General features: G+C 64.0%; 12 protein-coding genes and 1 pseudogene. 1 reads left to right on the top strand and 12 read right to left on the bottom strand.

Translation table 11 applies throughout. The features are described 5' to 3' along the window. Positions 1-12: 12 nt before the first annotated feature. The 7 genes from PI87_RS22690 to PI87_RS22660 form a co-directional block, all read right to left on the bottom strand. Positions 13-435, bottom strand: a complete 423-nt coding sequence (locus PI87_RS22690; RefSeq protein ID WP_039599981.1) for a CopD family protein — start codon at positions 433-435, stop codon at positions 13-15. Between the two features lie 59 nt (positions 436-494). After that, entirely contained in the window at positions 495-1,775 is a 1,281-nt protein-coding gene (locus PI87_RS22685; protein WP_039599980.1) for a glutamate-5-semialdehyde dehydrogenase, read from the bottom strand. Between the two features lie 76 nt (positions 1,776-1,851). Beyond that, on the bottom strand, positions 1,852-2,928 hold the full coding sequence (gene holA / locus PI87_RS22680) for a DNA polymerase III subunit delta (RefSeq protein WP_039599978.1): 1,077 nt from the start codon (positions 2,926-2,928) through the stop codon (positions 1,852-1,854). A gap of 18 nt (positions 2,929-2,946) precedes the next feature. Further along, positions 2,947-3,471, bottom strand: coding sequence for an LPS-assembly lipoprotein LptE (locus tag PI87_RS22675; RefSeq protein WP_039599977.1), 525 nt, complete (start codon positions 3,469-3,471; stop codon positions 2,947-2,949). Positions 3,472-3,501: 30 nt separating this feature from the next. Further along, positions 3,502-6,147, bottom strand: coding sequence for a leucine--tRNA ligase (gene leuS, locus PI87_RS22670; RefSeq protein WP_039599976.1), 2,646 nt, complete (start codon positions 6,145-6,147; stop codon positions 3,502-3,504). 176 nt (positions 6,148-6,323) lie between these two features. Then, positions 6,324-7,115 (bottom strand): 4-hydroxy-tetrahydrodipicolinate reductase, encoded by a 792-nt coding sequence (gene dapB / locus PI87_RS22665; RefSeq protein WP_039599975.1) that lies wholly within the window; start codon positions 7,113-7,115, stop codon positions 6,324-6,326. 126 nt (positions 7,116-7,241) lie between these two features. Continuing rightward, a complete protein-coding gene (locus PI87_RS22660; RefSeq protein WP_039599974.1) occupies positions 7,242-7,901 on the bottom strand; it encodes an outer membrane protein assembly factor BamE in 660 nt (219 codons plus the stop codon). Positions 7,902-8,064: 163 nt separating this feature from the next. On the opposite strand from PI87_RS22660, the gene fur reads away from it, so the two are divergent. Next, positions 8,065-8,496: a ferric iron uptake transcriptional regulator gene (gene fur / locus PI87_RS22655; RefSeq protein ID WP_021196003.1), complete on the top strand. Its 432-nt coding sequence runs from the start codon at positions 8,065-8,067 to the stop codon at positions 8,494-8,496. A 72-nt stretch (positions 8,497-8,568) separates the two neighbouring features. On the opposite strand, the pseudogene PI87_RS22650 reads toward fur, so the two are convergent. The 5 genes and pseudogenes from PI87_RS22650 to PI87_RS22630 all read right to left on the bottom strand — a co-directional run bounded on the left by PI87_RS22650 (position 8,569) and on the right by PI87_RS22630 (position 14,928). Then, positions 8,569-9,602, bottom strand: a pseudogene (locus tag PI87_RS22650) (LysR family transcriptional regulator). 322 nt (positions 9,603-9,924) lie between these two features. Next, positions 9,925-10,923: a type I glyceraldehyde-3-phosphate dehydrogenase gene (gene gap / locus PI87_RS22645; protein WP_039599973.1), complete on the bottom strand. Its 999-nt coding sequence runs from the start codon at positions 10,921-10,923 to the stop codon at positions 9,925-9,927. Between the two features lie 85 nt (positions 10,924-11,008). After that, on the bottom strand, positions 11,009-13,024 hold the full coding sequence (gene tkt / locus PI87_RS22640; protein WP_039599972.1) for a transketolase: 2,016 nt from the start codon (positions 13,022-13,024) through the stop codon (positions 11,009-11,011). A gap of 123 nt (positions 13,025-13,147) precedes the next feature. After that, positions 13,148-14,296, bottom strand: a complete 1,149-nt coding sequence (gene dgoD, locus PI87_RS22635) for a galactonate dehydratase (protein WP_039599971.1) — start codon at positions 14,294-14,296, stop codon at positions 13,148-13,150. Continuing rightward, complete coding sequence (locus PI87_RS22630) at positions 14,293-14,928, bottom strand: 2-dehydro-3-deoxy-6-phosphogalactonate aldolase (RefSeq protein WP_039599970.1); 636 nt, start codon at positions 14,926-14,928, stop codon at positions 14,293-14,295. Before PI87_RS22630 ends, dgoD begins: the two co-directional genes overlap by 4 nt.

Here is a 14,928-nt window from a genome sequence, read left to right as displayed (position 1 = left end):
AAACCAAAGAGATCAGAACGGCTTCACGACCACCAGGATCGTAATCGCCAGCAACAACAGCACCGGCAGTTCATTGAACCAGCGGTAGAACGTGTGCGAGCGCTTGTTGGCACCCGCTTCGAATTTACGCAGCAGCACGCCGCAGCCGTGGTGGTAGCCGATCGCCACCAGCACCAGCGCCAGCTTGGCGTGCATCCACCCGTTGGGCGGCGTCAAGCCGATGCGGTAACCAAAAAGCAGCCACAGGCCAAGCAGGATCGCGACGATCGCCAGCATGGTCGTAAAGCGGAACAGCTTGCGCGCCATGATCAGCAAGCGCGTGATGGCCGCGCGCTCGGTTTCCATCGCCAGGTTGACGAAGATGCGCGGCAGGTAGAACAGACCCGCAAACCACGACGCGACGAAGACGATGTGAAAGGCTTTGACCCAGAGCATGTGTTGTTCTCGTTAGAAGCAATGCGCGCCGCTCGTGGCGGCGCGCTGGTGGCGTCAGATCAGGTACGGATCTCGCCGTGTCCGAACACGACGTACTTGAGCGAGGTCAGCCCTTCCAGCCCAACCGGCCCGCGTGCGTGCAGCTTGTCGTTGGAGATGCCGATCTCCGCGCCCAGGCCATACTCGAAGCCATCGGCAAAACGCGTCGACGCGTTGATCATCACGCTGGCCGAATCGACCTCGCGCAGGAAACGCATGCCGGTCGAGTAGTTCTCAGTGATGATCGAATCGGTGTGTGCCGAGCCGTAGGTATTGATGTGCTCGATGGCGGCGTCCAGACCGTCGACGGTGCGGATGGACAGGATCGGCGCGAGGTATTCGGTGTGCCAGTCGGCTTCGACGGCGTCCTTCAGGTTGCCGAAACCGGCGGCTTCCAGCGTGGCGCGCGTGGCCGGGCACACACGCAGTTCGACGCCCTTGTCCTGGTAGATCTTCACCAGCGGCGGCAGCGCGCGTGCAGCGATATCGCGCGACACGAGTAGCGTCTCCATCGTGTTGCATGGCGCATAGCGTTGCGTCTTGGCGTTGTCGCACACGCGCACGGCCTTCTCGATGTCAGCGTCGACATCGATGTAGACGTGGCAGATGCCGTCCAGGTGCTTGATCATCGGCACGCGTGCTTCTTCCATCAGGCGCGCGATCAGGCTCTTGCCGCCGCGCGGCACGATCACGTCGACGTACTCCGTCATGGTGATGAGCTTGCCGACGGCGGCGCGGTCCGTCGTGGCCACCACCTGCACGGCGTTGGCCGGCAGGCCGGCATCGGCCAACCCTTCTTCGATCAGCGCGGCCAGTGCGCCGTTCGATTCAATCGCCTCGGAGCCACCGCGCAGAATGGTCGCGTTGCCCGACTTGATGCACAGCGCCGCGGCGTCGACAGTCACGTTCGGACGCGATTCGTAGATGATGCCGATCACGCCCAGCGGCACGCGCATCTGGCCGACCTGGATGCCGGTCGGACGGAACTTCATGTTGCTGATCTCGCCGATCAGGTCCGGCAGCGCGGCGATCTGCTCTAGGCCGGCGGCCATGGTGTCGATGGCACGATCGGTGAGCGTGAGGCGGTCGATGAAGGCAGCATCCTGACCGTTGGCGCGGGCACGCTCGACATCGCGGGCGTTGACCTCTTTGAGCTTGGCGGCATCGCGGCGGACAGCGGCTGCAATATGCAGCAACGCGCGGTTCTTCTGCGCGGTGCCGGCACGAGCCATGCCGCGCGAGGCGGCACGCGCCTGACGGCCGACCAGGGCCATGTATTCGTTCACGTCGAGCTGCTTCATGATGATCGCGGCCGGCGAGCTGCCGGCAAATTCAATGTGAGGACAATTCGGATGGCTTTGCAGCCAATCGCGTAGATTACGCTGGAACCGGAAGGCTGCCCGGCCGCGCGATGCGCATTGCCAATTGCAGCAGGCCATCCCACGGCTCGGCTGGCAGCGAGGGTTCACGCAGGCCCTTGACCTGCCGATCCAGCTTGGCTGCCATGGCCAGCGCCCCCTCCAGCTCGCGCTGCGACAAACGCTGCGCCGCCTGCGGCACCAGCCGCTCGCGCGGGCCCCAGACCCGCAGCTCGCGCAGCATCGAAGCCGCCGGCTTGCCTTGGGCCACGCCCGAGGCGATTTTTGATAATACGCGAATTTCTTCGGTCAACGTCCAGAGCACCAGCACCGTGGCTTCGCCCTCGCCGCGCAGGCCTTCAAGCATGCGCACCAGGCGCGGCACATCGCCCGCGAGCATCGCTTCGGACACCTTGAACACGTCGTAACGCGCCACATTGAGCACCGCATCGTGCACATCGTCGAAGGTCAGCACGCCCGGCGGGTGCAGCAAACCGAGCTTCTGAATTTCCTGGTGTGCGGCCAGCAGGTTGCCTTCCACACGGTCGGCGATGAACTGCAGGGCACGGCGGCCGGACTCGCCGGGTTCCACGCGCTGCTGCTGACGGGCGAGGCGCTCGCCGATCCAACCAGGCAGCTTGGTGCGGTCGACCGAATCGACCTTGATCGATACGCCCGCACCTTCCAACGCCGCAAACCACGCTGACTTGGCAGTCGCAAAATCCAGACGCGGCAACGTGATCAGCGTGAGGGTGTCGGTGGCCGGGCCGGAGGGCGTGCCCGCAGCCAGTGCACGCAGAGCCTCACCGCCGTCCTTGCCGGGCTTGCCGGAGGGAATCCGCAACTCGACGATCTTGCGATCCCCGAATAGTGACATCGACTGCTGCGCCTCCGTCACCTTCGACCATGAAAAGCCGCGCTCGACGCTCATCACCTCGCGCTCGGTGAAGCCTTGTGCGCGTGCGGCCTGGCGAAGCGCATCGACCGCTTCCAGCACGAGCAAGTGCTCGTCGCCATGCACCACATACAGCGGTGCCAGGCCCTTGGTGCCGGCCTGCTTGAGATGCCCTTCGAGCGCGTCGAGCCGCAGTTGCATGACCAGATTGGCCGCCGCTTACGACGGCAGCTTCACGGCAGCCAGACGCCGCACGAGCTGGTTGATCGTGTCGCCCTGCATGTCGCGGTAGAGCGCGGCTTCTTCGTAGTCCTTGGCGAGCACTTGAGTCTCGTTGTACGACAGGTCACGGAACTGCGTGATCTCCGACGGCGGGATCAGCATGTTGTCGTGCGCGTCACGCAGTTGGAAGTTGAAACGATACGTGATGCGGTACTCACGCACCACGCCCTGCGGCGTGAGCGACGAGATCGTCTTCACGCGGTTTTCGGCCAGCACATCCAGGAAGGCATCTGCATCCTTCTTGTCCGACACGATGATGGTGTCGGAGCCGTTGTCGATCAGCCGGCGCAGTTGCGCACGCATCTGCGAGTTCTGCGGCAGGTTGATGTACAGCCGCTTGAACGCGAAGTCGGTATTCCCACGCATGTGGAAGCCGCAGGCAGACAACACTGGCAGCGCAACAGCCAGGGCAAAAACAGCGCGACCAAATCGACGGCGGGACAGACTGCGGGACAACGACATAACCATGCGTTCCTTGAGTGGGATGGCCGATCAGGCCACCACGTTCACCAGACGACCGGGCACCACGATGATCTTCTTGGGCGGCTTGCCTTCTGCAAATTTCTGGACTGCCTCGTCCTTGGCGGCAATCGCTTCGATGGCGGCACGGTCGGCATCGGCCGGCACCACGATGCTGCCGCGCACCTTGCCGTTGACCTGCAGCACGAGTTCGATCTCGCTCTGCACCAGCGCGCCTTCGTCGACCTGCGGCCACGGGGCGTCGAGCAAGTCGCCATAAGCATCGGCGTAACCCAGTTCCTTCCACAGCACGTGCGTGATATGCGGCACCACCGGGTACAGCACACGCAGCAGGATGCCCAGGCCTTCACGGCGCGCGTCGGCGCCGGCGTCCTTGGCGCCTTCCAGCGCATTGAGCATCTTCATCGTCGCCGAGACGACGGTGTTGTACTGCAGGCGCTCGTAGTCGTAGTTGGCTTGCTTGAGCACGGTGTACAGCTCACGGCGCAGCGCGCGGTCAGCATCCGTGGTGCCAGCGACGACGCCGTTACCGTGGCCCGCACGAATCGCATCACCATGCGCCACGCCAAAGTTCCACAGGCGACGCAGGAAGCGCGAGGCGCCTTCCACACCGGCATCGTTCCACTCGAGCTGTTGCTCGGGCGGCGCGGCAAACATCGTGAACAGGCGCGCGGTGTCGGCACCGTACTGGTCGATCAAGGCTTGCGGATCGATGCCGTTGTTCTTCGACTTCGACATCTTCTCCACGCCGCCGATCACCACCGGCTGGCCGTCGGCCTTGAGCGTCGCGCCAACCGGGCGACCGCGCTCATCGGTCTGCACGTCGACATCCGCCGGGTTGATCCACTGCTTCTTGCCAGACGCGTCCTCGCGGTAGTACGTCTCGTTGAGCACCATGCCCTGCGTGAGCAGGTTGGTGAACGGCTCGTCGAACTTGACCAGGCCCAGGTCACGCATGACCTTGGTCCAGAAGCGTGCGTACAGCAGGTGCAGAATCGCGTGCTCGATGCCGCCGATGTACTGGTCCATCGGCATCCAGTAATCGTTGCGGGCGTCGACCATGGTTTCGCCGTCCGGGCACGTATAGCGCATGTAGTACCAGCACGAATCGATGAAGGTATCCATCGTGTCGGTCTCGCGACGTGCGGGCTTGCCGCACGACGGGCACGTGCACTCCAGGAAGCGCGGGTCCTTGGCGAGCGGGTTGCCCGTGCCGTCCGGCACGAGGTCTTCGGGCAGGCGCACCGGCAGGTCTTGCTCGGGCACCGGCACAACGCCGCAGCTCTCGCAATGGATCAGCGGGATCGGCGTGCCCCAGTAGCGCTGGCGCGAGATGCCCCAGTCGCGCAGACGCCAGGTGGTCTTCTTCTCACCGAGGCCCTTGGCGGCCAGGTCAGCAGCGACGGCATCGACGGCTTGTTGATAGTTCAAGCCGTCGTACTTGCCGCTGTGGAACAGCACGCCATGTTCCTTATCGCCGTACCACTCGGCCCAGGTGGTCGTGTCGTACGGCTGGCCCGCTTTTTCGTCCGCCTTGGCGATGACTTGCTTGATCGGCAGGCTGTACTTGTTGGCGAACGCAAAGTCGCGCTCATCGTGCGCGGGCACACCCATCACGGCGCCATCGCCGTAGGTCATCAGCACGTAGTTGCCGACCCACACCGGCACGGATTCGCCCGTGAGCGGGTGCGTGACGGTCAGGCCCGTCGGCATGCCCTTCTTCTCCATGGTCGCCATGTCGGCTTCCATGACGCTGCCGTGCTTGCATTCTTCGATGAACGCGGCGAGTGCCGGGTTGGTCTGCGCGGCATGCGTGGCGATCGGGTGCTCGGCGGCCACGGCGCAGAAGGTCACGCCCATGATGGTGTCGGCGCGCGTGGTGAAGACGTACAGCTTGCCGTCGTTGATCACCTTGCCGTCATCACCCGGGATGCTGTGCGGGAACGCAAAGCGCACACCTTCGCTCTTGCCGATCCAGTTCTGCTGCATCAGCTTGACGCGCTCGGGCCAGCCCAGCGGGTCGAGGTCGGACAGCAACTCCTGCGCGTACTCGGTGATGCGCAGGTAGTACATCGGGATCTCGCGCTTTTCCACCACCGCGCCCGAGCGCCAGCCGCGCCCGTCGATCACCTGCTCGTTGGCAAGCACGGTCTGGTCGACCGGGTCCCAGTTCACGGTGCCGGTCTTGCGGTAGGCGACGCCCTTTTCGAGCATCTTCAGGAACAGCCACTGGTTCCAGCGGTAGTAGTCGGGGCTGCAGGTCGCCACTTCGCGCGACCAGTCGATCGCCAGGCCCATCGACTGCATCTGGCGCTTCATGTAAGCGATGTTGTCGTAGGTCCAAGCGGCAGGCGCCACGCCGTTGTTGAGCGCGGCGTTTTCCGCCGGCATGCCGAAGGCGTCCCAGCCCATCGGCATCAGCACGTTGTACCCCTTCATGCGCAGCTGACGCGTCATCACGTCATTGATCGTGTAGTTGCGCACGTGGCCCATGTGCAGCTTGCCCGACGGATACGGCAGCATCGAGCAGGCGTAGAACTTGGGCTTGTCCGAGCCATCGGCGGCGCGCGCGTGTTCGGTCACACGATAGGCATCGTTGGCCTGCCAGTGTTGTTGCGCCTGCTGTTCGACGTCGGACGGGGAGTATTTGTCTTGCATTGTGATGGGTCGTCCGGGGTGCCCCAGGCGATTGCGGCCGCAGCGCTGGGCGCACGGCCAGATTGAATGGCGGAAAAGGCCCGATTATACCGTCGCCAACCACCCCATCCGGGCCATGGCGACGTGGCAAAAAGGCGCCGGACAGGCCTGCCGGCGCCCCTTCATACCCGGCCGACTTATAGGCCGAGCACGTCGTTCATGTCGTACAGACCCTTCTTGCCGGCCAGGTACACCGCCGCACGCACGGCGCCCTCGGCATACGACTGGCGCGTGTTGGAACGATGCGTGATCTCGATGCGCTCGCCTTCGCCGGCAAACAGCACCGTGTGGTCGCCCACGATGTCGCCGCCGCGGACGGTGGCAAAGCCGATGGTGCCCAGCTCGCGCGGACCGGTCTCGCCTTCGCGCGCGTAGACAGCACGATCAGCCAGCTTCGTTCCCTGCGCCTCGGCAACAACCTCGCCCATCTTGAGTGCGGTGCCCGACGGTGCGTCGATCTTGTGCTTGTGGTGCGCTTCGATGATCTCGACGTCGTAGCCCTGCGCCAGGATCTTGGCGGCGACTTCAAGCAGCTTGAACGTCGCGTTCACGCCCACGCTCATGTTGGGCGCCCACACCACGCCGATCGACTCGCCGTAGGTCTTGAAGCTGGCCTTCTGCTCAGCCGTGAAGCCGGTCGTACCGATCACCACGCCCGTACCCAGCTCGCGTGCGATGTTCAAGTGATTGAGCGTCGCATCGGGGCGGGTGAAGTCGATCAGCACGTCGGCCTGCGACAGCCCGGCGCGCACGTCGTCGGTCACGATCACGCCCGTGGCTTTACCCAGCTTGGCGCCAGCGTCTTGGCCCAGCATGTCGCTGCCGGGGCGGTCCAGTGCGGCAGCCAGCGTCGCACCCGGGGTACGCAGTACGGTGTCGATCAGCATTTGGCCCATGCGGCCCGAAGCGCCTGCAATCGCGATTTTCATGTCGGTCGGAGCAAAGAAAAGCGGAAAAAAGAAACGGTCTGTACAACGGACAAGCGGCGGAACCAGTCCGCCGCTCGCTTGAAGATGTCATGCCGGTTGCTGGCAGCGGCACCCTTCAGGGCACGGTCACTGAGATTGGGTGGCCGGCGGGGGGACGCTGGTGTCGGTACCGCCACCGCCGGTCTGGCGCTCAGGCAGTTTGACGTCCACGGTGTTCTTGGAGCCCGCCGTCGACTGCACACGGTCAGCCACCTCTGCCGACGGGATCGACGGCGCACGCACCGCCGGTGCGGCACCCGCCGCCGCAGCAGCTTCGGCAGCATCTTTCTTCGGGCGCTTGATGCCGTCGATTTCGGCAATCAGCTCGGTCTCGGACGGCAGATCATCCGCGCCCACCCACTTGGCCAGACGATCACCGTCAAACCACAACGTCAGCTTGCGCTCCTGCACCACGTTCGTGTTGCCGCGCTTGAACGAGAAGACGTAATCCCAGCGGTTGGCGTGGAACATGTCGGTCAGCAGCGGCGTGCCGAGCACGAAGCGCACCTGATCACGCGTCATGCCTTCCTTGAGTTGCGCGGCTTGCTCACGCGACACAAAGTTACCCTGCACGATATCGATGCGATACGGCGTGATGGCATTGGCGATCTTGCGCGTGGTGCTGTCGTAGGTCCCGCATCCAGCCAGCAGCGCCGATGCAGCAAGCATGGCACCCAACACGAGGCCACCACGACGGGCAGCGATGGTGGCAAAACGGACAGGACTGCGCGCAACGGAAAAGGTCATGAGCGATCGGCCTTGAAACGGTCCCGGGGCAGGCCCGGTGCGAGAGGGATGGCGACGGCTCAGGCACATCCCATATGCCCGTTCAGCCTGTCCAATAGGACTTTTGCCGCCAAAACCCTTATGATTGAAATATCCGAACATTGTACTCTAGGGAGCCAGGCGCATGCCGAGTCCTGCAGACCTCAAGAACATCGGTCTGAAAGCCACGGTGCCGCGGTTGAAGATCCTCGAGATCTTTCAGACCAGCGAAGAGCGCCACATGAGCGCTGAAGACGTGTACCGCATCCTGCTCGCCGAGCACATGGACATTGGCCTGGCCACGGTCTACCGCGTGCTGACGCAATTCGAGCAGGCCGGGCTGCTGTCACGCAACAACTTTGAGTCCGGCAAGGCCATCTACGAGCTCAACGAAGGCAAGCACCACGATCACCTCGTGTGCCTCGATTGCGGCCGCGTGGAAGAATTCTTTGATGCCGAAATCGAACAACGCCAGCAAAGCATTGCCCGCGCGCGCGGCTTTGCGCTGCAGGAGCACGCGCTGTCGCTCTACGGCAATTGCACGAAAGAGCCCTGCCCGCATCGCCCGAAACGCTGAAGCGTCGTCTGCAAAAGAAAACGGCCGCATCATCTGCGGCCGTTTTTCATTGGGGCTGGAGTGCAACGGGTGTCAGGCGGACAGCCGCGTCTCGTCCTCCTTTTCTGCATCACCCTTGCCGGCCTTACCGGAATCGTCAGCCTGCAGCGGCGAGTGCGTCGGCGCGCCCGATGCCTGACCTGTGTACTCGGCAACCACCTGTTTGAAGAGGTGGCGCGCCCACACCAGCATCGGATGCGTGTTGCGGCTGCGGTGCCACAGCATGTTCAGGCCCAGCACGGTTTCAAGCTCAGCCGGCAGCGGGAAGGCGTTCAGGTTGTACGCATCGCACACCAGATCCTTCATCAGCGAGTTGACCGTGAAGATCATGTCGGTCTGGCTGGCCACCTCGGCCTGGGTACGCCAGCCGTGCACGGTCATGGTCGAGTTGCGCTTCAGGCCACGCTGCTGCAGCGCGTAGTCCAGCGGAATGAGCGACGGCGCCACGCGATTGCCCGGGCTGCCCTGCGCGATGAAGATGTGCTCGCACTCGAGGTACTGCTCGAGCGTGCAGCGCTCAGCCAAGATCGGATGGTCGCGGCGCGCGCAGACCCACATGTTGAAGGAGGTCACGACCTCTTCCATGATCTCCGGGTGGCGCGTCGGGAACGGCGAGAACGCCAGGTCCAGCTCGTTCGCACGCATGGCGGCGACGTCTGCCTCCCACGAGGTGGATTCCGTCAGACGCACCTGCAGGCCCGGCGCGAGGCGCTTGATGCGCAGCAGGAAGCGGTCGAACAGCGCATCGCCCAGCGTACCGGCAAAGCTGACGTTGAAGGTACGGTGGCTTCAGCCGGGTCAAACGTGGCGATGTCGCCCTCGTTGATGGCTGCCCACAGGTCGAGCATCTCGCGCACCTTGGGGCCGAGCTCAAGCGCCTTGGGCGTCGGTGTCAGACCATGCGGTACACGGATGAAAAGAGGATCGTCGAAGATCTCGCGCAGACGGCCCAGCGAGTGGGACACCGCTGGCGCGGTCATGTGCATCTTTTCGGCGACGTACGTGGCGTTCCGCTTGCTGAGCAGCTCGACAAAAACCACCAACAGCTTGGTATCGACGTTGACCATGGGACGCCTTGGCTCAGACACGTTGGAAAGCTGAAATGGCAAACGTTGCGGGAGCAACGGCCAGATGGGGCGCAAATAGCCGCCACATCACAATGTAGTATTTGTTCAGTGTACGGAACACGTCCCGATTTTCAAAGCGAATTCCTGCCGCCCGCACCTTAAATTTGCTTCTACGCAAACGTTTTCGTTGCGCACTATAACAAAGGCGGCATGACAGGCCGGAAAGCCCATCATGCCGCCTTTGCATGAAGCGCCAGTCAGATTAACTGGCCTGCATCATAGACACGTCAGTGGCGCGTTCCCGTGCCACACAAAGTGCCGATTACTTGGCCACCACGCGCGCCATTTCCAAGCACTTGTTCGAATAGCCCCACTCGTTGTCGTACCAGCTCACCACCTTGATGAAGGTGCCGTCCAGCGCGATACCGGCTTCAGCGTCGAAGATCGAGGTACGAGCGTCACCGCGGAAGTCGGTCGCAACGACCTTGTCTTCGGTGTAACCCAGCACGCCCTTCAGCGCGCCTTGGCTCTGTGCCTTCATTTCGGCGCAGATTTCAGCGTACGTGGCAGCGCTTTCCAGCTCAACGGTCAGGTCGACCACCGACACGTCGGAGGTCGGCACGCGGAACGACATGCCGGTCAGCTTCTTGTTGAGCTGCGGGATCACCACGCCCACGGCCTTTGCAGCGCCGGTGGAGGACGGGATGATGTTTTCCAGGATGCCGCGGCCGCCGCGCCAGTCCTTGTTGGACGGGCCGTCAACGGTCTTCTGCGTGGCGGTGGCAGCGTGCACGGTGGTCATCAGGCCGCGCTTGATGCCCCACTTGTCGTTCAGCACCTTGGCAACCGGTGCCAGGCAGTTGGTCGTGCACGAGGCGTTCGAGATGATCGCTTCGCCCTTGTACGACTCATGGTTCACGCCGAACACGAACATCGGGGTGTCGTCCTTGGACGGAGCCGACATGATCACCTTCTTGGCGCCCGCGTCGATGTGCTTCTGTGCGCCTTCCTTGGTCAGGAAGATGCCGGTCGCTTCGATCACCACGTCGGCGCCGACTTCGCCCCACTTCAGCTCGGCCGGGTCCTTCACGGCGGTCAGGCGGATCTTCTTGCCGTTGACGACGAGCGTGTTGCCGTCGACCGACACTTCACCGTCAAAGCGGCCGTGCACCGAGTCGTACTTGAGCATGTACGCCAGGTAGTCGGGCTCGAGCAGGTCGTTGATGGCAATGACTTCAACGTCCTTGAAGTTGGCGATGGCGGCGCGGAACACCATGCGTCCGATGCGGCCGAAGCCGTTGATGCCGATCTTGATGGTCATGGTCAGTCTCCTGATAGCAAAGATGAAATCGATGATGCGATAAAACCAGCGCGGCACCTCGTGGGTGCCGCGTGCGCAAATTCAGTTAAGCAATGACGCTCTTGGCGGTGTTCACCACGTTCTCGACGGTGAAGCCGAAGTGCTTGAACAGCACGCCCGCCGGGGCCGACTCGCCGAACGTGTCGATACCGACCACAGCTTGCACCTGGTACTTCCACCAGAAATCGGTCACGCCCGCTTCCACGGCGATACGCGGCACGCCGGCCGGCAGCACGCTGGCCTTGTAGGCGGCATCTTGCTTGTCGAACACGGTGGTGGCGGGAATCGACACCACGCGCGCGTGGATGCCTTCAGCGGCCAGTTGGTCAGCCGCGCCGACGGCCAGACCAACTTCCGAACCGGTTGCGATGATGACCACATCCGGCTTGCCGTTGGCGGCATCACGCAGCACGTAGCCGCCGCGGGCGATGGCTTCACGCGTGGCCGGGTTGCGTGCCTGGAACGGCAGGTTCTGGCGGCTGAAGATCAGGCAGCTCGGGCCGTTCTGGCGCTCGATGGCGGCAGCCCAAGCGACAGCGGTTTCAGTGGTGTCGGCGGTGCGCCAGACATCCATGTTCGGGATCAGGCGCAGGCTGGCGACGTGCTCGATCGACTGGTGCGTCGGGCCGTCTTCGCCCAGGCCGATGGAGTCGTGCGTGAAGACGAAGATCGAGCGGATCTTCATCAGCGCGGCCATGCGCAGCGCGTTGCGGCTGTAGTCGGAGAACGTCAGGAACGTGGCGCCGTACGGAATGTAGCCACCATGCAGCGCGATGCCGTTCATGATGGCGCTCATGCCGAACTCGCGCACGCCGTAGTTGATGTGGTTACCCCAGGCGTCCACACGCACGGCCTTGCTGCCGCTCCAGTTGGTCAGGTTCGAGCCGGTCAGGTCGGCCGAGCCGCCCAGCAGTTCACCCAGCACCGGGCCGTAGGCTTCCAGCGTGTTCTGGCTGGCCTTGCGGGTGGCGATGGTCTCAGCCTTCAGCTCGCACTTCTCGATGAACTCGGCGACGGCCTTGTCGAAGGCTTCCGGCAGCTCGCCACGCATGCGGCGCTCGAACTGCTCGGCTTCTGCCGGGTAACGCTCGGAGTACGCATCGAACAGCGCGTTCCAGGCCTTCTCCAGGGCTTGGCCCTGGCCCTTGGCATCCCACGCGTCGTACACCGCTTGCGGCACTTCGAACGGGGCGTGCGGCCAGGCCAGCGCTTCACGCGCGGCGGCGATTTCAACGCCACCCAGCGGCGCACCGTGCACATCGTGGCCGCCTTCCTTGTTGGGTGCACCCTTGCCGATCACGGTGCGGCAGCAGATCAGCGTCGGCTTGTCGGACTTCTTCGCTTCGGCAATCGCGGCTTCCACGGCGGCGACGTTGTGGCCGTCGACGGCGCGGATCACGTTCCAGCCGTAGGCTTCGAAGCGCTTCGGGGTGTCGTCGTTGAACCAGTGGACGACGTCGCCGTCGATCGAGATGCCGTTGTCGTCCCACAGGGCGACCAGCTTGTTCAGCTTGAGCGTGCCGGCCAGCGAGCAGGCCTCGTGGCTGATGCCTTCCATCAGGCAGCCGTCGCCCAGGAACACATAGGTGTGGTGGTTGACGATGTCAAAGCCCGGGCGGTTGAACTCTTCGCCCAGCAGGCGTTCGGCCAGCGCCATGCCGACGGCGTTGGTGATGCCCTGGCCCAGCGGGCCGGTCGTCGTCTCAACGCCCGGGGTGATGCCGTATTCCGGGTGGCCGGCAGTCTTGCTGTGCAGCTGGCGGAAGTTCTTCAGTTCCGACATCGGCAGGTCATAGCCGGTCAGGTGCAGCAGCGCGTAGATCAGCATCGAGCCGTGGCCGTTCGACAGCACGAAGCGGTCGCGGTCCGGCCAGCGCGGGTTCAGCGGGTTGTGGCGCAGGTGGCGGCTCCACAGTGCCACGGCGATGTCCGCCATGCCCATCGGCGCGCCGGGGTGGCCGGAATTGGCTTGCTGGACGGCGTCCATGGCAAGCACACGGATGGCATTGGCCATCAGCTGGGTGGGCTGGGTGGTAATCGAATGGAGGGCGGGAGCGGTCATGCGAACCTGCGGGCTGGAGGCGGGAAAATCGCGATTTTACCAGACAGGGGGGACCTGACTGGGGCGGTTTTCGTCGAGGATCAGGCGGTTGCAACCGGCTGCAACCGCCCTCGCCCGCCCGGCTTACCACTCCGCGACGGAACCGTCGGCGTGACGCCACACCGGATTGCGCCAATCCGGGGCTTCCTTGCTGCGTTCGATGACCAGGGCTTCGTCAATATCCACGCCCAGCCCCGGCAGACGCGGCGGGCGGATATAGCCGCCTTCCAGCGCGAAATCGGCCTTATTTCGCACGTAATCGAGCAATTCGGCACCCTTGTTGTAGTGGATGCCCATGCTCTGCTCCTGCAACGTGGCATTCCAGCTGACGAAGTCGATGTGCAGGCAGGCGGCCAACGCGATCGGCCCAAGCGGGCAATGCGGCGCCAGCGCCACATCGTAGGCCTCGGCCATGCCGGCGATCTTCAGGCATTCGGTAATGCCGCCCGCGTGCGACAGGTCCGGTTGCAGGATCGACACCCCGCCCGCCTCCAGCACGCGCTTGAAGTCGAAGCGGGAGAACATGCGTTCGCCGGCGGCGATCGGCAGGTGCGTGTGCGCGGCCAGGCGGGCATAGCTCTCGGCCTGCTCGGCCAGCACGGGCTCTTCAATGAAGAGCGGGCGATACGGCTCCAGCTCCTTGATCAGGACCTTGGCCATCGGCGCAGAAACGCGGCCGTGAAAATCCAGCCCAAACTCGACCGTGTTACCGAAGGCTGAGCGAATCTCAGCAACCTTCGCGACCGCCGCATCCACCGCGCGGGCGGTGTCGATGATGCCCATCTCTTCACAGCCGTTGAGCTTGAAGTGGTCGAAGCCGCCGGCCTGCAGCGCTTTCATGCCGGCAATCACATCGGCCGGACGATCGCCGCCAACCCAGCTGTAGGTGCGCATCCTGTCGCGCACGAGGCCGCCGAGCAGCTCGTACACCGGCACACCCAGCACCTTGCCTTTGATGTCCCACAACGCCTGGTCAATGCCGGCGATGGCGCTCATCAGGATCGGCCCACCACGATAGAAACCGGCGCGATACATGGTCTGCCACAGGTCATTGATGCGGCTCGGGTCCTGGCCGACGAGGTAGTCGGACAGTTCATGCACCGCCGCCTCCACCGTGCGCGCACGGCCTTCGATGACGGGTTCGCCCCAACCGGTGACGCCCTCGTCGGTTTCGATTTTCAGGAACATCCAGCGCGGGGGCAGGCGGTAGGTAGTCAGGCGGGTGATTTTCATGGATGGATCGTGCGGTCGGATTGGATGGTGCGGTACGCGGTGACGAAGGCGTGCGCGCGTTCAGCGGTGCGCTCGACGGACTGGCCTGGGCGATACAGATCACCGCCGAGCCCAGCACCGATGCAACCGGCGGCAAGGTAATCCGCGAGGTTCTCTGGCGTGATGCCGCCGACGGCAAACACCGGTACCTCGGGCGGCAGCACCGCCTTGAGCGCGCGCACGTAGCCGGGACCGAGCGCGCCTGCGGGAAAGATCTTCAGCGCCTCGGCACCCGCGTCGAGCGCAGCAAAGGCCTCGGTGGCGGTCATGCAGCCAATACAGGTGACCAGCTTGCGCGCGGCAGCAGCGCGGATGACGTCGGCATTGGTGTTGGGTGTCACGACCAACTTGCCGCCCGCGCCGACCATCAACTCGACGTCTTCCGGGCGCAGCACGGTGCCGGCGCCGATCAGCGCGCGGTCGCCAAAGGCGCGTGCGGCCAGTTGTACGCTCTGCGCCCAATCGGGGGAGTTGAGGGGAATTTCGATCGCGTCGAAACCGGCATCGACAAGCGCTTGCGTATGGGCCAGCACCTCGTCGGGCCGAATGCCGCGCAGGATGGCGATCAGGGGTAAGTGGGCAGTCCAAGTCAT

Origin of the sequence: Ralstonia sp. A12, assembly GCF_000801955.1 — a bacterium.
Classification (GTDB): Bacteria; Pseudomonadota; Gammaproteobacteria; order Burkholderiales; family Burkholderiaceae; genus Ralstonia.
Note: the sequence above shows the minus strand (reverse complement) of the source record. Positions and strands in the feature narration are given on the sequence as shown.

Excerpts from the sequence above, each read along its gene's own strand:
- PI87_RS22690 (WP_039599981.1), bottom strand. The coding sequence starts at position 435 with ATGCTCTGGGTCAAAGCCTTTCACATCGTCTTCGTCGCGTCGTGGTTT.
- PI87_RS22685 (WP_039599980.1), bottom strand. The coding sequence starts at position 1,775 with ATGAAGCAGCTCGACGTGAACGAATACATGGCCCTGGTCGGCCGTCAG.
- holA (WP_039599978.1), bottom strand. The coding sequence starts at position 2,928 with ATGCAACTGCGGCTCGACGCGCTCGAAGGGCATCTCAAGCAGGCCGGC.
- PI87_RS22675 (WP_039599977.1), bottom strand. The coding sequence starts at position 3,471 with ATGTCGTTGTCCCGCAGTCTGTCCCGCCGTCGATTTGGTCGCGCTGTT.
- leuS (WP_039599976.1), bottom strand. The coding sequence starts at position 6,147 with ATGCAAGACAAATACTCCCCGTCCGACGTCGAACAGCAGGCGCAACAA.
- dapB (WP_039599975.1), bottom strand. The coding sequence starts at position 7,115 with ATGAAAATCGCGATTGCAGGCGCTTCGGGCCGCATGGGCCAAATGCTG.
- PI87_RS22660 (WP_039599974.1), bottom strand. The coding sequence starts at position 7,901 with ATGACCTTTTCCGTTGCGCGCAGTCCTGTCCGTTTTGCCACCATCGCT.
- fur (WP_021196003.1), top strand. The coding sequence starts at position 8,065 with ATGCCGAGTCCTGCAGACCTCAAGAACATCGGTCTGAAAGCCACGGTG.
- gap (WP_039599973.1), bottom strand. The coding sequence starts at position 10,923 with ATGACCATCAAGATCGGCATCAACGGCTTCGGCCGCATCGGACGCATG.
- tkt (WP_039599972.1), bottom strand. The coding sequence starts at position 13,024 with ATGACCGCTCCCGCCCTCCATTCGATTACCACCCAGCCCACCCAGCTG.
- dgoD (WP_039599971.1), bottom strand. The coding sequence starts at position 14,296 with ATGAAAATCACCCGCCTGACTACCTACCGCCTGCCCCCGCGCTGGATG.
- PI87_RS22630 (WP_039599970.1), bottom strand. The coding sequence starts at position 14,928 with ATGACTTGGACTGCCCACTTACCCCTGATCGCCATCCTGCGCGGCATT.